General features: G+C 43.8%; 19 protein-coding genes. All 19 read left to right on the top strand.

Features of this window, described 5'->3' with window-relative positions:
- Positions 1 to 2: 2 nt before the first annotated feature.
- The 19 genes from MN199_RS08160 (at position 3) to MN199_RS08070 (ending at position 19,620) form a co-directional block, all read left to right on the top strand.
- A complete protein-coding gene (locus MN199_RS08160; RefSeq protein WP_335739046.1) occupies positions 3 to 881 on the top strand; it encodes a glycosyltransferase family protein in 879 nt (292 codons plus the stop codon).
- 94 nt (positions 882 to 975) lie between these two features.
- The gene (gspG, locus tag MN199_RS08155; protein ID WP_335739045.1) at positions 976 to 1,377 is read left to right on the top strand and encodes a type II secretion system major pseudopilin GspG; all 402 of its coding nucleotides are present in this window, start codon (positions 976 to 978) and stop codon (positions 1,375 to 1,377) included.
- Positions 1,374 to 3,044 (top strand): GspE/PulE family protein, encoded by a 1,671-nt coding sequence (locus MN199_RS08150; RefSeq protein WP_335739044.1) that lies wholly within the window; start codon positions 1,374 to 1,376, stop codon positions 3,042 to 3,044. The genes gspG and MN199_RS08150 overlap by 4 nt, the downstream gene beginning before the upstream one ends.
- A complete protein-coding gene (locus MN199_RS08145; protein ID WP_335739043.1) occupies positions 3,044 to 4,240 on the top strand; it encodes a type II secretion system F family protein in 1,197 nt (398 codons plus the stop codon). The genes MN199_RS08150 and MN199_RS08145 overlap by 1 nt, the downstream gene beginning before the upstream one ends.
- Positions 4,241 to 4,255: 15 nt before the next feature.
- Positions 4,256 to 4,657 carry a type II secretion system protein gene (locus MN199_RS08140; RefSeq protein ID WP_335739042.1) on the top strand — a complete coding sequence of 134 codons (402 nt, stop codon included), beginning with the start codon at positions 4,256 to 4,258 and terminating at the stop codon, positions 4,655 to 4,657.
- Positions 4,647 to 5,075, top strand: coding sequence for a PilW family protein (locus MN199_RS08135; protein ID WP_335739041.1), 429 nt, complete (start codon positions 4,647 to 4,649; stop codon positions 5,073 to 5,075). Before MN199_RS08140 ends, MN199_RS08135 begins: the two co-directional genes overlap by 11 nt.
- Entirely contained in the window at positions 5,072 to 5,737 is a 666-nt protein-coding gene (locus MN199_RS08130) for a prepilin-type N-terminal cleavage/methylation domain-containing protein (RefSeq protein ID WP_335739040.1), read from the top strand. Before MN199_RS08135 ends, MN199_RS08130 begins: the two co-directional genes overlap by 4 nt.
- On the top strand, positions 5,724 to 6,602 hold the full coding sequence (locus tag MN199_RS08125) for a type II secretion system minor pseudopilin (RefSeq protein ID WP_335739039.1): 879 nt from the start codon (positions 5,724 to 5,726) through the stop codon (positions 6,600 to 6,602). The genes MN199_RS08130 and MN199_RS08125 overlap by 14 nt, the downstream gene beginning before the upstream one ends.
- A gap of 14 nt (positions 6,603 to 6,616) precedes the next feature.
- The gene (locus tag MN199_RS08120; RefSeq protein WP_335739038.1) at positions 6,617 to 7,723 is read left to right on the top strand and encodes a hypothetical protein; all 1,107 of its coding nucleotides are present in this window, start codon (positions 6,617 to 6,619) and stop codon (positions 7,721 to 7,723) included.
- A complete protein-coding gene (locus tag MN199_RS08115; RefSeq protein WP_335739037.1) occupies positions 7,723 to 8,283 on the top strand; it encodes a hypothetical protein in 561 nt (186 codons plus the stop codon). The genes MN199_RS08120 and MN199_RS08115 overlap by 1 nt, the downstream gene beginning before the upstream one ends.
- Positions 8,280 to 8,852, top strand: coding sequence for a hypothetical protein (locus tag MN199_RS08110; RefSeq protein ID WP_335739036.1), 573 nt, complete (start codon positions 8,280 to 8,282; stop codon positions 8,850 to 8,852). Before MN199_RS08115 ends, MN199_RS08110 begins: the two co-directional genes overlap by 4 nt.
- Before the next feature lie 22 nt (positions 8,853 to 8,874).
- The gene (locus tag MN199_RS08105; protein WP_335739035.1) at positions 8,875 to 10,908 is read left to right on the top strand and encodes a secretin N-terminal domain-containing protein; all 2,034 of its coding nucleotides are present in this window, start codon (positions 8,875 to 8,877) and stop codon (positions 10,906 to 10,908) included.
- Between the two features lie 425 nt (positions 10,909 to 11,333).
- Entirely contained in the window at positions 11,334 to 12,785 is a 1,452-nt protein-coding gene (locus MN199_RS08100) for a hypothetical protein (RefSeq protein ID WP_335739034.1), read from the top strand.
- Between the two features lie 103 nt (positions 12,786 to 12,888).
- The gene (locus tag MN199_RS08095) at positions 12,889 to 13,638 is read left to right on the top strand and encodes a class I SAM-dependent methyltransferase (protein WP_335739033.1); all 750 of its coding nucleotides are present in this window, start codon (positions 12,889 to 12,891) and stop codon (positions 13,636 to 13,638) included.
- Positions 13,639 to 13,813: 175 nt separating this feature from the next.
- Entirely contained in the window at positions 13,814 to 15,139 is a 1,326-nt protein-coding gene (locus MN199_RS08090) for a lipopolysaccharide biosynthesis protein (protein ID WP_335739032.1), read from the top strand.
- 10 nt (positions 15,140 to 15,149) lie between these two features.
- Positions 15,150 to 16,748, top strand: coding sequence for an asparagine synthase C-terminal domain-containing protein (locus MN199_RS08085; RefSeq protein WP_335739031.1), 1,599 nt, complete (start codon positions 15,150 to 15,152; stop codon positions 16,746 to 16,748).
- A gap of 226 nt (positions 16,749 to 16,974) precedes the next feature.
- A complete protein-coding gene (locus MN199_RS08080; RefSeq protein WP_335739030.1) occupies positions 16,975 to 18,039 on the top strand; it encodes a nitroreductase family protein in 1,065 nt (354 codons plus the stop codon).
- A complete protein-coding gene (locus MN199_RS08075) occupies positions 18,040 to 19,194 on the top strand; it encodes a polysaccharide pyruvyl transferase family protein (RefSeq protein WP_335739029.1) in 1,155 nt (384 codons plus the stop codon). It begins immediately after the preceding gene.
- An 87-nt stretch (positions 19,195 to 19,281) separates the two neighbouring features.
- Positions 19,282 to 19,620, top strand: coding sequence for a hypothetical protein (locus MN199_RS08070; protein WP_335739028.1), 339 nt, complete (start codon positions 19,282 to 19,284; stop codon positions 19,618 to 19,620).
- Positions 19,621 to 19,703 lie beyond the last annotated feature (83 nt).

Genomic DNA, 19,703 nt, shown 5'->3' with positions numbered 1-19,703 from the left:
CATTGAAGTCACTGTGCTTTGTTCATCAGTCTAAAGCGCAACTACCAGAGTTGCAGGCCTATGCCGAGTATTTTAGAAAACAGTATCACGTAGTAATAAATACACCTGACGCTAATTTACACGGCTATGACATAGTGTGGTTTTTTATGGGCTATTTTCGCTATCAACCCATGCCGCATCAATTTATTGTGCATGAATATGCGTCATTATCCACGCCACCCTTTGCTTGGCTTAAAGACCAACTTAAACAAAGACTAAACATAAAGCCCAATCTTCGCGTATTCCAGAATCAGCATCAAAGTGAATTACTCAATTTTAATGATGGTATCGCAGTTCGCTTTCGCGATATGGGTTTATCTAGCCAGTTTGTTTATCAAGAAAATGTCGATAAAAAGTGCGATCTTATCTACGTTGGCGCAATGGATAAAAGCCGTCAGCTAGAAAAGGCGTTAGATGTTGTTCTAAAACTTCGTCCTCATGCCAGTATTTGGTTGGTGGGCCAGCCGGCTGCATATTTACAACACCGTTACCAAAATTATGCCAATATTAGGTTTGTTGGTGTAGTGCCAAATAGTCAAATTCCAACGCTATTAAATCAAGCGAAATTTGGTCTGAATTATGTGCCTAATGTTTACCCTTATCAGTTTCAAACATCAACAAAATTACTTGAGTACGCAGCTTGCGGCTTACCTGTTATAGGTAATAGAACCAGCTGGTTAAACAGTTTTATTAACACGTACCCATTGCAGTACCACGACTTAAACCAGCTTATGGCATGGCCACAAGCGACACCCACAGTATTATCAGACGCCGTGCGCGAAAGTTGGAGTTGGCAAAGTCGTATCGGCAATGCCAATTTCGAAACTATTTTGCCCAGTTAGGGTCTGAAGCCAGCGCTTACCTTGTTAGCATTCAAGGCATACGTTAATATACTGGGTTATTGTGCTAGGTTAGTTTTAGTTAACAGGATTACGGATGAAGTCTAAACAAACTCGCGGTTTTACGCTAATTGAACTCTTAATTGTTATTGTTATTTTGGGGTTGTTAATGTCATTGGTTGCCCCACAAATGTTCTCCAAAGTTAGCTCAAACAAAAGTAAAGTGGCAGCGGTGCAGATGGAAATGATTGCAACAGCATTAAACACTTATCGTCTAGATATTGGTAACTATCCAGCGACCCTTAATGAGCTAAGACGGTCAAATAATCCGAAATGGGATGGGCCTTATTTACCTAAAGATGTTCCGCTAGACCCTTGGGATGCACCTTATATTTATACCGTGCCGGGGAATAACGGTGAGCCTTTTTCTTTACAGTCATATGGGCGTAATGGTATCGCTGGCGGAGAGGGTGAAGACGCGGATATCATATTTAAATGATCGATCCATTAGCGTTATTACAAGAAGAATTTTCAATATCAATAACAGATATTGATAAGGTTGTTGTTTTTCAAAAAAAATATGGCGGTCGACTTGAACAAATTCTTGTTAATATGGGAGCGATGTCAGAAGACAGCTTGCCACAGTATTTTTCAAGTTTATTGGCTATCCCCTTATGGACAGATGAAGCCCTGCAACAGGTTTCTGCAGACGCCTTACAACAGTCTGAATTAAATAAAATATTAAGCCAACACGATTGCTTTATAGTCGGTGTTGACGAAACATCGCCATCGCCAAAACCTAATATCGTCATGCTCGATCCGTTATCCGTTCCAGTAAATCAGCTGCTAACAGAACACAACCTGTCTGCTAAGTTTTTTATTGCTACGGGTGCGCAAATACAAGCATTACATCAGCAATATACACAAACAAGCTCAATAATTGCTATTGCAGATGAATTAAGTGATGTAGAAGAAGACCGGCTACGTGAACTGGCAGGTGAGGCACCAACGGTAAATTTATTAAATTCACTTATTTCCCGAGCATTGCGTGCTCGTGCTTCAGACATGCATTTAGAGCCGTTAGGTAATCGTTACCGCGTTCGTTTTCGTATTGATGGAGTATTACAAGAAGCAGATTGGATCCCGCCGCGCATGCGGTTACCTGTTGCCTCAAGATTAAAAATATTGTCAGGTATGGATATTGCCGAAAAGCGGCGGCCACAAGATGGTAAAATAGCCATGCGTATCTCCAATGAAGATTTGGATATCAGGGTATCATCCTTGCCATTACATGACGGTGAAAGCATTGTTATGCGATTTTTACGGCAAGACTCAATAAATTACAGCATGGAAGTGCTTGGTTTATCTGCTGATATAGAAAAGTTTATTCGTGAAGACATCAAAAAAACATCTGGTGTAGTCTTGCTTACAGGGCCAACCGGTTCAGGTAAAACTACCAGTTTATATACGTTTTTAAATGCTATTAATGAGCCAGGTGTTAAAATAATCACCTTAGAAGATCCCGTAGAATATCAGCTAGAAGGGGTAAATCAGGTTCAGGTACAATCTGCCATTGGTTTCGATTTCGCAGCAGGTTTACGTAGCATCGTCCGACAAGACCCAGACATTATTATGTTAGGTGAAATTCGTGATAAAGAAACTGCACAAATTGCCATGCAATCGGCGCTTACTGGACACCTTGTCTTTTCAACAGTACACACCAACGACGCACCAAGTGCTTATACGCGGCTATTAGATCTTGGTGCTGAAGAGTACCTGCTAAATGCGGCTATCGTGTCCATAATTGCTCAGCGCTTGGTTAGAAAGCTATGTCTGCATTGCACACAACCGCATGACGATACTCAAGCGTTAGTTCAGCGTTACGAGCTTAATGCCTTAGCAAACAAGCATCATCAAACTATTACATTAAACAAAGCTGTAGGCTGTGATATTTGTGCACATACCGGTTATCGAGGACGCATTGCCGTTGTTGAATATTTACGTTGTGATGATGCTATTAAATCATTACCTAAAGATGAAAATTTCCCCATAATCGCGCGTAAGCTTAACCTTGAACGCGGAGGCAGAACCTTACTACAAGATGGTCTACTTAAAGTGATAAATGGCCAGACCACAATAGAAGAAGTTATTCGGGTAGCGGGCTAATGGCACGGTTTGAATACAAGGCATACGACAGTTCAGGTAATATTGTCAGTAGTGAAATAGACAGTGACAGCCTTGAAACTGCACAACAGCAAATAACCCGTCAAGGCTTGTTGCTGCTGTCATTAAAACCTAAGCAAAATAGTGCGGCACTAACCCTGTTTGCTTCTGATAAATTATCGCTTAACGAGCTTGAATTTATTACATCCGAGTTAGCATTATTATTGCGCAGTGGTGTAAAGATAGATCGTAGTCTACACATTTTAAGTAAAGGTAAAGCTAATTCAGCATCGGGCCGCTTATTGTCTGAACTTTCAGTTGCGGTTAAACGTGGCGAGTCGCTTACTGAGGCGTTGTCTAAGCATAAACATTTTGATGCACTTTACCTTAGCCTTGTAAAAATGGGTGAAGCCAGTGGCGAGCTTGCCGAAGTATTTGCCGGTTTAGCAAAAGATTTAAAGTTTCGTAAAGAATTACAGGCAAAAATTATTCAGGCGTTGGTTTATCCTGCAGTAATATTTTCTGTCTGCGTATTAGCTATCGTATTTGTATTTAATTACATAGTGCCGCAAATGTCTGGTTTATTCGATAATACCGATAATCTGCCGGTGTATACTCGTTTTTTAATTTCAGCCAGCGACTGGATGCAGCAATACCAATGGTGGGCACTGCTTAGCATCATTATCTCTGGTGTAGCGTTACATCAAGTAGCCCAAAAAGGCTTGTTAACACAATGGTTAGATGAAAACCTAATTAAACTGCCAGTTATTAAAGCCGCTATTTTACAAATAGAGCGCATCAGGTTTAACACCAGCATGGCGCTAATGCTTGATGCTGGAGTAAAACTTGATAGCGCCATTGAATTAGCCGCTGGCACGGTTAAAAACACGATACTGAGAAATAGTGTCGCAGCAGCACGAGCCAAAGTTAAACGTGGGGTTAGTCTTACCGAAGCGCTCAGCAGCACACCTATTTATCCCGATTTTTATCTGTCATTACTTGAAGTGGGTGAAGAAAGTGGACAGTTATCTTTAGTGTTTGAAGAGATCGCGAGTAGAAGTCGCAACGATTTTACCAGCTGGACAACAAAAGTAACCAGCCTGCTTGAACCCCTAATGATCTTATTTATGGGCGGCGTAGTCGGCTCAGTGGTGGTGGTAATGCTACTTAGCATAATGTCTGTTAATGATACCATTTAACATGAGTGTAGTTAGATGAAGCTAGGTTTTACGCTTATCGAGTTGCTTATTGTTATTGTACTGTTAGGTATAGCTATAGCCTTAGTTGGCCCATTAACAATTAAACAAGTTGAAAACGCCCGCGCCCGTAACGAGCGGCAAATGTTAGAGCGTTGGTTGCATAAGCAAAGTTTCAATGCTTTTGCCAAACAGCAGCAATACAGCTTTAAGTTTGATGGTAAAGCTATTTACGCCATTCCTCAACAACCAACAGAGCCAGAAGTTGTCACGGTTTTTAATTACCTGTTTTTTAGCCCACAGCACATCGTTATCAATCAAAATGGCTACATACAACCTGATCAATTAACGTTCAGCATTAACCAGCGTGAGCAACATATTAATTTAGCCTCGTTATTAACAGATAAATATGAACACTAAGCAATATGCTAAAGGGTTTACCCTGATCGAAGTTCTTATTGCGGCTACTATTTTATTTACGGTAGTGGCTAGCGTTAGCCAAATATATCAAGGGGCTGCACAGTCAAGTATTAAAGCTAGTCGCTCGGTAGAGCTTTCCGCTCTAGTGCCATTATTGGTTGATACTATCAGCTTTAATTTGCGCCAAGCTGATGTTAGCCAAACTATCACACAGCAAGGTGTATTAAATAGTTATCAATTTAGTTGGTCTGCAGCTGTTATAAAAAAAGCGCCACCACCACCACAATTTCAATTAGAAACCGATAGTTTTGTTACGTTAGATAACAAATTTTATTTATGGCAAGTGCAACTAACCATTAATAAAGAAGAATATAGCCAGCAGTTTGAATTTACGTCGTTAAGCTGGAAAGGGCTATGAAAGCAAAAGGTTTCACGCTAATTGAAGTGCTGCTTGCTATGGTGCTACTCAGTGTGGTGATGTACATTGGCAGCCTTAGCTTCTCTATATTTAGTGAGCGTTGGCGTAAAGACTTAGGCAGCTTTAATACCCATGTTAGTGATGCAAAAAAGTTATTATTATTACGCCAGCTATTACATGGCGCTGCCAATTATATCGTGCGAGATACCAACAACAATGCGGTGTATTTATTTTACGGTGATGAACAGCAACTGGTATTTATTACCAACCAGCCAATATTTCAAACTGCGGCTCAAGCACTTGTGCGTCTCACAGTTAAAACGTTACCAAGTGGCGAGCAACAACTGCTTTACGCTGAATCTAGCTTTTTAAAGCAACCGCTATTTCGAGATGCTCCGCTGCCACAACCGGATAAAACCATGGTATTGCTGCAAAGTAAGCATGTTCGCTTTAATTACTATGGTTGGCGAAGCTTTGCTGATAGAAGCCAGTTTATGGAGGATTCAGAAGGCCAATTAGAGTGGAGCGCTACCTATAATGCGGCGAGTATTGGCATGTTACCGTATGCTGTAAACCTTACTTGGGCACAGAACGAACCAATTATTTATGCATTGAAAAACGATAATAGATTTAAAATGATTTATGTTAATGACGACATTTAAACCACCCTTTGTATATGTTAGCGGTGTTGCGTTAGTGCAGGTGCTGTTTATAACTAGCATTTTGTCGCTTATGGCGCTGCATTTTACGCTCACCAGTCGCGCACAAGTCAATATTGCCAGCACTTTGCAAGATAAAATTACAGCAGAGTTGATGCTAATGCAGTGGCAAAACGAATTATTTTACGCTTTGCTTACGCAACCCATATTTAGTGAGGGTAACCATAAGCCGCCTACCGCTAACATTTTAACTAAACATTGGAATTTTTACGGTAAAACGTTTTCTCCGGCTGATAATGTCCAAATACGCATTCAAGATATTTATGGCATGCTGTCGTTGGCAACGCCCGGTATGCAAACTGAGCTAAGTAACTTACTGCAACAGGTTGCAATTAGCGGCACTGATGCTCAGCGTATTGTTGCTAACTTGCAGCATTGGCAAGGGTTCAATAGCAACACCTATCAATTAAGCCACGCCAAGGCTGGCCGAGATATGTTGATGCAAAATTTATCTGAATTTAAGCAGGTATCGGGTATTACAGAATTGCAATTTAGTCAATTAGCTGAGGCGGTTGTCGCTTTGCCTAATTCTACCCTTAACCCACTAACCGCACCTGATATTAGATTAAAAGCAATGCTTGCCCCTGATGTGGCCTCAAAAGTTATTCAGTTGCGCGAACAGGGGCAGTTAGATGCCGCAACCTACATTGCATTAACCGGCATTGAGGACTATGAGTCTTTATCTTTTGTTCCGGGTCAGCGATTTTTAATAGAAGTAAAGGTTGCTTATGGTGAGTCTGTAGCGAAAAGCCGTTTTATCTGTTACATTCGCCCGGAAAACCAATTTCCGCTTATTTGGTTAGATTAAACAAAGAATAGTCAATGGCCAACTTATTTACTCGCATAATTACTACGGCAAAAAGCCTTTTATTACGTCAGGTTGTTTACCTTGATGAGCAGCATTATAAATTAACCGCCGCTGGCAGGTTAGAGCCTATTGTGGCCACTAAAAGTAAGGTTCTAGTTTTAAGCCGTCACTGCTACACAGAGCAAGTGCAATGGCTGCCAGTAACAAGCAAGGCTGATGCGAAAAAGTTGGTTAAATTTCAACAAGCTACTAAAGATAAGGGCAGCTTGTATATTTTAGGCCAGCCGCTAAATGGTAAAATACCGGTAATTTGGTATCAGCTAAAACCGCCAGCCATGGCCCATAATGCTCTATTATATCTTCCAGAAACGTTGCTTATAGCTGAGCAGTATCAAATAGGTGATGTTGTTACGTATCGCAGCCCAGATAATAAAGCCGATATATTTATTAGTCGCACTCATGCGGGGGCGGTATCGGCTATTAAGGGCGGAATGCTGCAAACGGATAGCCAGTTTATGCTAGCTCAAGGCAGCAGCTTGCATGGCCGTGTTGCTATTAATGGTAGCCAGTTTCAACAGCATGTGTTAAAAGCATTATTTAAGCTATACCAATTCCCTCTTGCTGGTTTAATTAATAAAGCAGCAATGCAACGTAACAGTACGTTAAAGTCAGTTAGCCGCTATATGTGGCCGCTGGCTGGCAGTATTACCTTGTATTTATTATTTATGGGTTATATCGCCGAGCATTTACAGCAAAATAGCCGCGTTGAACTACAGCAAGCCAATAATCATGCCAACCAGTTATTGCTGCAGCGTGAACATATAAACAATATGATTAACCGTTATCAGCAGTTACAACAGGTGTTGCCTGAATCAGATAATTTATTACAGCTGTGGCAGGTGCTTGCACCTTTGTATCAGCAAGGCGTTGTTATTAATAACGTACAGCAACGGCAGGCAGCCGTTTCTTTAAGCATTGAAGCGACCTCAGCTACTGAAGCGCTGCAGCTTTTGGTTAAGCAGCTAGGTGTTACCAATGCAAAAGTAGAGGGGAATGTGCGTAGGCAAGGCGATAAAGACTTAGCAACCGTAAGTTTTCAGTTGCAGCAGGGTGCATCATAATGCAAATTTGGCAGCAATATAAAGGCTATATTAGTGTGCTGTTGTTGTTATTGCTTGCGCGTTTTGTTTGGCAACCAATGTGGCTTAGCAAGCAAGAGCATTGGTTGCAGTTGCAATACAGTGAAAATGCTCAGCATAAAGCAAGGGCGCTACTAGCATTAGAGCAAGATATGCAGCAGGTACAGCAAGATATGCAGCAGTTGTTAGCGTTAGCGGAAGCAAAGCTGGGTAATGGTGAAGACTTAACCCAGTTTAAACTGCATAGCCAGCAGCAATTAGAGCAATTGTTTTTGCAGCATAATATGCAAATTACCTTATCGTCTTGGCGCGAAGGCTTGGCTGAGGGGGGCGTGCAAACATTGGTATTAGATTTGCGCTTTAATGGTAAGCTAAAGCATTTTTTGACCTTATTAAACCAGCTACAACAAAGCGCTATTATACCGTCTATGGTCATTATTGAACAACAGCTTACTATCCGAGGACAAACCGAGGTTGACATGGGTAATGTTGACGGCAGTATTTCTATTCGGCTTGCTGTAGCACGGCAGGAAGAACCATGAATTTACGGCAGTTTAAAACCCTAGCTATAAAACTAGCCCCTATATTGCTGTTAGCTGCGCTGTTGGCTTTAATTGATTACAGTGTTAATGCGCCCAAAACTAATGCGGTAAGTTCAGATATGTTACCCCAAGTGCCAGCCATAATTAATCCGGTTGATGCTGGTGTGCAGTCGGCAGAAATAATAGCGCTGTACCGCCAATTTAATGCACCTCAAGCTGTAGAGGCTGAATTGCCGCCAAGCAGCGAGACCGAGGGGGTTAGTGGGCTTACGCTTGCCGAGCAAGACTTGCAGCAAGGTAGGCTGCGTACGTTGTATATTAATGATAACGTTTATCGTCTTAGCGCTATTATTAAACAACAGTATTATATGGCCAATTTAACGGTTACTGATAGTAAAAACCCTAGCGCAATGCCGCAGCGTTTGTTATTAAAAGCCGGTGATAAATTACAGCATTATGACGTGGTAGCGGTTAGTGCAAAACGCATAACACTGCGTCATCAGCAGCGCGAGCTTTGGTTACAGCTATTTACTGCTGAAGCTGCCTTGCCAATTTCATCAATGCCATAGCATGGCCTGAGATATAACTAACATGACCCGAAAACGTATAAATAAGCCCTTATATTTAAGCCTATTAAGTTGCTTAGTGCTTGCCGGTTGCGCTAGCCAGCAAGCAACAAAAGACTACCAACTAAACTCATCATATTTACAAGGCGAGGTTATTGTTCAGCCCAACGGCCAGCCAACGACTGCGCAGCCAAGTGGCCCCGATGCTACAGCGGGTTTTATTCGCGTACCATCTTTGGCATCACCTGCGCAGGGCTTTAATTCAGATGCAGCTATTGCTGATCGGTTTTCAAAAAATGAAACCCTAACTATTGCCACCGACACGATGCCGCTAATAGATTATTTGCATTACAGCTTTGGCGAGCTATTACAGGCCAATTATATACTGGGCGAGGGTTTAGCCGCGTTGGCGCCGGTAACATTAAATATTCAGCAAAAAATTAGCCCGCAAAAACTCTACAGCTTAACCGAGCAATTGCTGCTTGAACGAGGCGTGGGAATAAAGCGACAAAATGACTTGCTATATATTTCTGCGCTGCCCAAAACCGGTAATGATATAACGGCTGTCGGCTATGGCCGTACAGCAGATACCGTACCTAATGCGCTTAACGTGCGGCAAATTGTGCCACTGCGTTACATTGTTAATACTAATGCCTTAGAAACACTACGTATAATAGCTAACGTACAAACTGGTTTTGATTCTGCGCAAGGGTTGCTTATTCTTACCGGAGAGCATCAGCAGGTGGTGCGAGCGTTAGAGTTGTTAGAGTTATTAGACTCGCCAGGCAGTCACAGTAGAAATGTGGGTTTCTTAAAATTAACATACTTAACCGCTGAGCAGTTTATTAAATCAATTACTGAGCTACTAGCCAATGAAGGCATTATGTCGCCTGCTGGTGGCCGAGATAACCGTGTTTCCTTTGTGCCATTGGTGCAATTAGGCGCTGTTGCAGTATTTGCCAGCGAAGCCGAGTTTTTAAATCGCATTCAGTATTGGGCTAAACAAATTGATAAACCCAGCGCAGGTAGTGAGCAGCAATATTTTATTTATGCCCCGCGCTATGCTCGTGCTTCGGATCTGGGCCAAAGTGTATCGGCATTAATTTCTGGTGGCTCTGCTACGCAGCGTAATACCGCGCAAAATAGCTCTGAACAACGTGCTGCTCAAATTGAAAACCGTGCGGCGCAAACCACAACCAGCGCTGAAAACGAGAATATGCGCATGGTGGTGGATGAGCGCTCTAATACCCTTATTTTTTATGCTTCAGGCACAGATTATCAGGCCATGTTGCCATTAGTCGAACGCTTAGATGTTATGCCTAAACAAGTCATGCTAGAGCTAACTATCGCTGAGGTTACCTTAACCGACGAGTTTAAATTGGGGGTTGATGCGGCGTTTAGTTCGGGCAAGTTTGCCCTAACCAACAGTTTTGGTGCTGCCGCTATTGGCGGCACGGTATTAAAGTGGGCCAGCGGCGTAAATAGCATTAATGCCCAAGCGTTCGAAACTAACCGCTTGGTTAATGTGCTATCTAAACCTACTTTATTAGTGCGCGACGGTGTAAGCGCCAATATTAATGTGGGTACAGATATACCTATTGTGGGTAAAACCACTACCGACCCAACAAATGGCACTACGCGCTCGGTAGAATATCGCTTTGCTGGTATCGATGTTAGTGTAACGCCTACTATTAATGCCCAAGGTGTCGTTATTATGAGCATTGAGCAATCAAACAGTAATCAGGTAGACGGTGGTGCATCGCTAGAGGGTAACCCGCAAATATTTGAGCGTAGTATTAAAACCGAAGTTGTAGCCGAAAGCGGCCAAACCATAGTGCTAGGGGGGTTAATTAGCGAAAACCGTAGCAATAACCAAGACGGCCTGCCGGCATTGCACCGCCTACCTATACTTGGCGCGTTGTTTGGCACTAAGTCACGCAATAATACGAAAACCGAGCTGGTTATTATGGTAACGCCGCGGGTTATTCAGCGCTCAGACGAGTGGGACGATATAAAACGTAAATTAAATTCCGGCATGGAGTTTATCGGTTTAAATTAGCTAAATCGGCTTGCATTTTTTGTTGCAACTGGTTATGGTTGGTTAATGTTTTACGTAGCTAAAACATGGGGTTACTGGCTGTTTTGTTCTGGCGGATATTGCTAAAGTTTAATATGGCAATGCCTTTGTTAAGCAAGGCATACGTGTAAAGCGCGCGTAACCTAGCCTTAAAGCAAATGTTGCTTTAAAACGGCTTCATATGACGGAACTTTTTTTGTTTCCACTACAAGATAAAGTTGACTTCTTGCAGTGATTACATAAAACTACGCCCTGAAAGTTGAAGTAAAGGCGCGCGCTAGGTGTTACTAGTACCCCTAGCTTAACTTTACAATTTAACTTTCAACAAGAAAGTTGTAAAAAAACATGGAACAATGTAGTGAAAATTGCTTCTTGTTCCAATTTCATGAAATTGGAGATTTGGACATATGAAAAAGGTATTTAATGCCTCTTTAATCGCTGCATCTTTAGGCCTGGCTTTTGCCGCTAATGCTGCCGATTTAACTATTGCTAGCCCGACAGTAATCACTACTGAAGCTGCTGCTGCTGGTGTTGCTGCTGCTGCTGGCGCGCAAACTATTCGCGTAATCACTCGTTCAGAGCTGGTTCCAGGCGATAAAATCACTTTAACTTTCCCAATCGGCACTACCTTTACTGGTGCTGCATCTGGTGCTGTTAATGGTACCGCTGATTTTGAAATTGCTTACGGCAACGGTACCTTCCGTTTTGCTAACGTTACTTGGTCAAACGGTACTGCTACTGTAGCGCCTACGTTGAAAATGGATGTTGAGCTGGGTAACCCAGTAATCGCAAACTCTGCTTATGACATTATCTTCAAAGGTTTATTTACGCCTAAAGCCGGTAACGTAACTTATACTGCTGTTGATGGTATTTCTACAGTTGCGAAAGACACTGTTGGCAATAACCTGGCGCCGTTAACTAAGACTTCTGCACAAGAAACTGCAACTATCGAGAAGAAATTCGATGGCTTTATCAACCGTACCAGCCGTAATGCTTTCGTAGTAGGCAAAGGTAACACTGTTGCAGAGCTGAAAATTTCTCAGCCATCAAATGGCGTTGCTGGTAACGTTGTTGCAACAGTTGGCGCCGCTGGTAGCGATTTAGTTGTACTGAAAGCAGCTAGCGGTTTAGGTAAGCTGGCCTCAGTATCAATCTCTACTTGTGCTGATCCTGCAATCGCAAACGGCGCGAACGCATGTTTGTCACCAGCTGCTCCTGCAACTGTAAAAGTTGATGTAGCTGCTGCTAACTTCTCATGCAGCACTGTAGGTGGCACTTGTAAAGATACAGCTACTTTTGATGTTGCTGCTCTGACCGCAGCTCTACCAGCTGCAACGACTGGTAAAGCCGGTACTTGGTACGTATCTGCTACTGCTGGTGCTGCTGCAGGTGATACTCTGCCAGTGACTGCTTTCGAATTAACTCGTAAAGTAACTTATAATGGTGTTGCAACTGCTTACACTTATGCTTCTGGTGACGCTGGTAAATTCCAGTTAGACGCTACTGTAGTAAACGTACCTTACCTGCCAGTAGGTTACGCTCACTTAGCTCCAGTGGTTGAAGTGTCAAACTTGGGCACAGCTGATGCAGAAGTTATGGTTGAAGCAGTAGGTAAAACTGGCGTTAAGTACGGCCCAGTTACTATGACTGCTAAGCCAGCTAAGAAAGGTGGCGTTACTTCTTACTTCGAAAACGACCTGTTAACTGCTTTCGGTTTAACTAAAGGCGTTTCTAACGAGAAGTTAAGCGTTACTTTCATCATCAATGCTGACGCTTCTAACATCTCTCTGGCTCCATACTACACTAACAGCACTGTAGGTTCTGTTATCAACGTAGTTAACGACCAGTACAAAAAGTAAGTAATTAATTCAGCCTCGGCTGATTAGTTAAAAAAAACGCGCCTCAGGGCGCGTTTTTTTATATAGTGCATGACATAAAATAAAATAGATTGGGAGTTAAAATATGGGATTCACAGCATTACTGCCTGAGTGGGTAAAAAAGCCTATGCGGCGTGTCAGAGCGGTTGTGAAAGGGGTTCCCTATTATGGTAAAGGAAGGTGGTGCCCTGTTTGTGGCAAGTCCTCCCGTTTGTTTCGTAGCTTTGGTGCAGTGCCGCGTCAAGACGCGCAATGTGTTCATTGTGATGCGCTGGAGCGCCACCGTTTGCTATGGTTGTATTTAAACAAACATACCGATTTGTTTGATGGCAAGCCGAAAAAAGTGCTGCATGTTGCGCCGGAGCTGTGTTTTGAGCCCCGCTTTAAGCAGCGTTTAGGCGATAGTTATATTACTGCAGACCTGTTTAACCCACGCGCTATGGTGTCAATGGACATCACCGATATTCAATACCCTGACGAGAGTTTCGACGTTATTTATTGCAGCCATGTGCTGGAGCATGTGCATGATGATAAACGCGCGATGCGTGAGTTTTGTCGCGTGTTAAAAACAACGGGCTGGGCAATATTGTTAGTGCCTATTACCAGCGATGTCACTTTTGAAGACCCAACCATAACCGATCCACAAGAGCGTTTAAAAGCCTTCGGGCAGGAAGATCACGTTAGACGCTATGGCCCGGATTATGTATCACGCTTAGAAGAAGCTGGCTTTAACGTAAAAACGACGACGATTGAAGAGCTTGCCTCGGAGCAAGATATTATTACCATGGGTTTAACACCAGCCAGCGGCGAGATTTACTACTGCACCAAAAAATAAAACGCAGTGTATCTGTTACCCTGAACTGACAGTTACCAAACTGGCCGGTGCTGTTAAAAGCAATTTGCCACAAAGGTGTTGCTACTTACTTTTTCCCGCCTGGTGGCAGGTGTTACTTGGCGTTAATAGTACTGTGGTATACTTTTGCCACTTTTTTTAAGTTGTGGGCTGTTTCGTGGTTAAAACACTTTTCGCAAATAAGTTAGTTCGCCAGGTGTCGTTGCTGCTAAGCGGTACCATGCTGGTGCAGCTGATCAATTTTGGCTTTATGCCGTTGGTATTAAGGCTATATGGCCCTGAGGCCTTTGGTGAGCTTGGCGCTTTTAATGCCTTATTGCTGTTGGTGTTCCCGCTGGCGGCACTTTGCTTACCTATGGCGGTAGTTCAGGGCCGCAATCGTGTTGAAACCCGGAATATTGCCAGTTTAGCCTGGGCGGTAGCAGTAGGCTTTTGTTTGTTAGTTTTTATGCTGTTGTTGCTATTTAAGCAGCCATTGCTGGCGCTGTTGTCGGTGGAAAATATTGGTAATCTGGTGTTTTTGCTGCCGCTGTCCATGCTATTTGCTGCCCGCCTGCAAATTACCCAGCAGTTACTGATAAGGCAGCAGCAGTTTAAAGTGTTAGCCAAAGCCGATGTAATGCAGGCTCTTATTGTGAATTTGTCACGCCTGTTATTTGGTTTGTGGCAAAGTATCGCCGCAGTGTTGATAACCATAGCAGTATTCGCTTACCTGCTACACAATAGTTTGTTGCGGCTTGTCGGTGGCCGTGCAAGCACGGCACGCTGGCAGCCTGTTAGTGTTTTTCGCCATGCCTGGTCGCGGCGCTATTGGCTAAAGCTGCACCGCACTTTACGTCAGTTCAAGGCTTTTCCCTTGTTTCAAACGCCTCAGGCGTTGCTTAATGCGGCAGCGCAGAGTGCGCCTGTGCTAATGCTGGCTGCATTATATGGTAGTGCTGCGGCCGGTTTTTATACGCTGGCCAAAGCCATACTGGCACTGCCTGCGATGCTGCTGGGCCGCGCTGTAGGTGATGTGTTTTATCCGCATTTTACTAAAGCGTATCAGCAACAAAAGCCGCTGGTAGGTATTCTGCTTAAAGCCAGCCTTAGCCTGGCTGCCATAGGCATTATACCTTTTAGCGTGTTTATTTTTGCCGGGCCCTGGTTATTCGCGCTGATATTTGGTGCTGAATGGCAGGCCAGCGGAGAGTATGCCCGTTGGATGGCGGTATGGTTGTACTGCGCCTTTGTTAATACCCCCAGTGTAAAAGCTGTTATGGTATTGCAGGTGCAGCATTGGGCTATAGCGCTAAATGTGGCGACATTAACGCTGCGCCTGGCGGCGCTGTGGTATGTGGGTTATATCACTCAGGACCCGGTAAAAGCTGTTGCAGCTTTTGCTTTGGTGGGTGTTTTACACAGCACTTTTTTTACCCTGATGGCGCTGATGTTTAGTAAGACAAAGCATGCGGCTGTAGTTATCCCGGGCGAAAGGCTTTAGCGTGGCCGAGATGACAAAAACGTTACAACCTGTGCTGCACATTACTGGCTGCTACGGAAATACTGTCACTGTAGATGGTGTTACAGTGTGTGGTCAGGTATGGTTGGGCGATTCTGTGCTGGCTCCGTTGCAATTAAAAGCTGCAATAGTGGCTGCTGCTGCAGCCGGGCAGTTGCCAGAGTTTCTTGCTAGTTTGAACGGTTTTTTTTCAGTGTTGTGTCAGTTAGAAACACAGCTATTGTGCTTTAGTGACAAAGTACGCAGCAGGCCGCTGTATTACACACTAGTTAAACAACAGATTATTATCTCTGATAGCGCAGAGCTGATCTGCTCGCAATATTTACCACATGCCGGCATCTCTGCGCTAACGCAGCAAGAGTTTGAGCACACAGGTTTTGTCACTGGCAAAGACACTTTGCATCCGGCGGTAAAGCAGCTGCAGGCAGCTGAATTGTTGCAGGTGAATTTAGATACGATGCATTTGTGCACTGAACTGTATTACTGTTTTATCCCTTACAATAATGTTGAACCAAACACTGATATTGTTGGGTGGCAACGCAAACTTGACGCGGTGGTATCCAAGGTTGTAAACCGGCTAATACGCTATGCCGCGGGGCGCCAAATAGTGGTGCCGCTTAGCGGCGGCTACGATTCCCGTGCCCTGGCGCTTTACCTTAAGCAAGCTGGCTACACCAACGTGCTATGTTTTACCTTTGGCCGCCCCGGTAGTGCAGAAGTTGAATTAAGTAAGCGTGTGGCAGCTGAGCTGGGCTTTGCCTGGCATTGTGTGCAGTATAACCGTCAGCTATGGCAAAACTTGCTGCAACAAGGCCGTTTTAATGATTATCTGAGTTTTGTTCATGGTTTAGTGTCGGTGCCAAATGTTCAGGTATTTCCTGCGATTCAGCAGTTGTTTGACGAGGGCGTTATTGCACCCGATGCTGTTGTTGCGCCTGGGCATACCGCTGCTTTCTTCTCCGGCGATACTTCGCATAGTGGCCAGCCATCAGACAACAATTGGCCAGAGCTGGCATTGCAAGCAGTCATATCGCGGCATTATCAAAATAGCAGGCATGCATTGACCGATGAGCTAATAACTAAAGTCCGGCAACAAATTGCTGAGATAACTGTTGTAGCCCGGCAACAGGGCATAGAAAACAGTAATTCTGTTGCTGAGGCGTGGAACTACCGCGAGAGGCAGGCTAAGTTTATTATTAATTCAAACCGGTACTATGATTTTTTTGCTCTGGATTGGTGGATGCCATTTTGGGACAGTGAATTTATGGCATTTTGGCAGCAGGTGCCCTACAACCTCAGAAGAAAAAAAACGTTATGGACCGGGTTTGTCGAGCAGGCAATGTTAGCTTATAGTGGCAACCCTGTGCCTTATGGCCATGCTAGTGTAAAGAAATACCGTTGGCTTACCCGGTGCTATTCGTGGTTTAACTATTTTCTGGATGATAATCATTTATATACCCTGGTGCCATTTAACCGATGGTTATTATTTAAATTACGATTAAGCAGGACCAGTGGTACGGTATTTGGAAATCTTGCTATGCGCTGTTTGCGTTCTTACCATAACCGTTTTGCCGCAAAAAGCCGCAATTAACTGCATTTTTTGTCTAAAAACTCGCCGAATATTTTTTTGATTCAGGTATAATATTTCGTAGTTCCATCGCCAATTCATGAATTTATTGCCAACCTTAACTTTTAAGGTTGGCTTTTTTTTGCTCATATAGTGCATTTAGTGGATCGAATTAGCCTATATATTTGCTAAGGGCTGTAATTTCCTAACATAATACCGGCTATGCAGTTTTTATTTGGAAGTTATGCTGATGTTGGTAAAGCTGTTAAAAAGGGTACTACCACTTGCTGCAATTAGCTGGTTAAAGCAAACTCTTGCGCGTATGCAACGGCTATTTATCAGGCTGTTTGCCGCCAATGGCTTTCTGGCATCTTTATATTACACCTTCTTTAGCCGCCAGTTTTATCGTGAGCATCGTGCTGTGCTGTTAGGTCAGCTTGCTTATTGGCAGGATTTAAAGCAAAGTCGGCAAAGCAGCTGGCTATTAAGGCGGAATATTCATCGCTTGGAAAAGGGGCTGATTATGCAGCCACGGCGTGAAGTATTTGCTGAGGCTTATATTGGCGAAACGGTAAACTGTTATACTGATGCAGTAAGGGCTGGCAGCTTATGTGCCGCAGAGCTGAAATGGGCTCATGATGTATTGACTGACTACTTTAAGATCGTAAGCCCGGGTAAAGTGCAGGACGCGGCCAAAGCTTGTTTTATATCGGTTACACCAATGGCAGAAGTTGTCAGCAGTGTGCCTTACCCTCACAGCGAACTGCCTGATTGCCCAATTGATTATGAACAATTGCTGCTGTTGTTTCGTCGCCGACGGTCAGTTCGATGGTATTTACCCCGACCGGTAGACATGGCTTTGATCAGAAAGGCGGTGGGAGCTGCAGCTCTGGCACCCTCTGCTTGTAACCGGCAGCCATTTAGCTTCTATGTTGTCAATGATGCCGTTAAAGCCGCGTCTTTAGCCGAATGTGCTATGGGCACTGTGGGTTTTGCTGGCAATTTACCTTGTGTAATTGCGATCGTAGGAGACCTCGGAGCCTATCCGGCAGAACGGGATCGCCATGTTATTTATATTGATGGTTCATTAGCCGCAATGCAGTTAATGCTTGCATTTGAAACTCTGGGTTTATCCACATGCCCAATTAATTGGCCAGATATTGAAGAGCGGGAGCGTTTGCTCAGTAGAAAGCTGGGTTTGGATTATTCTGAGCGTACCATTATGTTATTGGCTGTGGGCTATGCCCAGCCCGAGGGAGGAATACCATTTTCTCAGAAAAAAGACGATAACCTGTTAATTAAGGAAATCCAGTAATTGATTATTGAAGTTAAAGGCATACAGTTTGTTAATAAAGGTGCAGAGTTAATGCTACATGCCATCTTACAACAAATGCGGCAGCGCATGCCGCATGCCGAACTGGCATTGGGGCCACACCGTTATTCTCCTTATCTTTCCCGGGCTGCAGTCGGGGCTTGGCAAAAAGTACCATTACGCAAAGGCCGGTTGGATTTAAATGGCCTGAGTTATTACATACCGGCGAGGCTGCGGCAATGGTTGAAACGTAATTTTGGTTTGTTAACTGAGGCTGATATTGATGTGATATTTGACGCTTCCGGCTTTGCTTATAGTGATCAATGGCCTGAAGATAATATACGGGCAATGTCTGCCGAAATTAAACGTTTTTCCCGACATGGCAAAACGTATATCTTATTACCACAGGCATTTGGGCCTTTTAGTCGGCCAGATGACATTAAGTTGTTGCAAACGGCGTTACCTCAGGCGGCTTTAATTGTAGCGCGGGAGCAAACAAGTTTGGAGCATATCCGCACGTTAATTGGTGATAAACCAAATATGTGTCAGTTTCCCGATTTTACTAATCTGGTGGCTGGAGTATTGCCCGAATATTACACCAACGGTCAGCAGAATGTATTGATTATTCCCAACAGTAATATGCTGAATAAGCGTAATCAGCATACGCAGTGGCAACATACTTATTTAGAGGTTTTACTTAATGCTATTATGGTTATTCGTGCTGCAGGGTTAACCCCGGTATTGCTTAATCATGAAGTTGAGCAAGATGCCGCTATTTGCCAACAGTTAATAAGTCAAACCGCTGGCAATATCGAGCTGATTACTGAAAGTGATCCGCTAAAAGTGAAAGGGATTATTGGCGCCAGTAAAGCGGTAATTTGCTCTCGTTACCATGGCTGCATTAGTGCGTTGTCGCAGGGGGTGCCGTGCCTGGGTACCAGCTGGAGCCACAAATATGAGCGCTTGTTTGACGAGTATGGCCAACCTGAGGCGTTACTCAGTGCAGATATTAGTGCCGGGCAGTTGCAGCATAAATTGCAGCATGTAATTAACAATGCCGGTAGCGAGCAGTTTGTTGCACGCCGCGCGGCACTAAAACACCAGAGCGAGCAGTTATGGCAGACTGTGGCGGCAGTTATCCCAACAGATATTAACTAAGTATTACCATTTAGAGCTTGATGTTAGGGGTTGTTTTGGTATAGTCTTGAACAAACTATTTTGCTCAACCCCTTTAAAGGAATGATTATGAAAAAATTATTAATTGCTGCTGCAGCGTTAGCTTTTGCTGTTAACGTAAGTGCTCAAGAAAACACTGGCGGCGAAGGTACAATTGGTGGCGTAGCCGTTAGTACTATTGCTGCGGGTGCAGTAGGTGTTGCAGTGGCAGCAGCTATTATTTCTAATAACCGTGGCACCACGGTTAACCCAGGCACAGGCCCGGTTGACCCAACCTGTAACGCAGGCGACGGCGCACCGGTTAATGGCGTATGTACTGGTACTACAGTTACTAACACCATTACAGGTACAGCTACTGGTACTACCACAGCAACGGCTACTTTTACTTACGCTCCTACCGTTAAGTAATTGCTGATTTAGTAAAAAGCCGCCTGTTGGCGGCTTTTTTATTGCTGTACTTTTTATTACTGGATGTTGCAGCTGAAATTGAC

It is taken from the genome of Rheinheimera metallidurans, assembly GCF_036983985.1.
Taxonomy (GTDB): Bacteria; Pseudomonadota; Gammaproteobacteria; order Enterobacterales; family Alteromonadaceae; genus Alishewanella; species Alishewanella metallidurans.
This window is presented reverse-complemented; position numbering and strand designations above follow the sequence as displayed.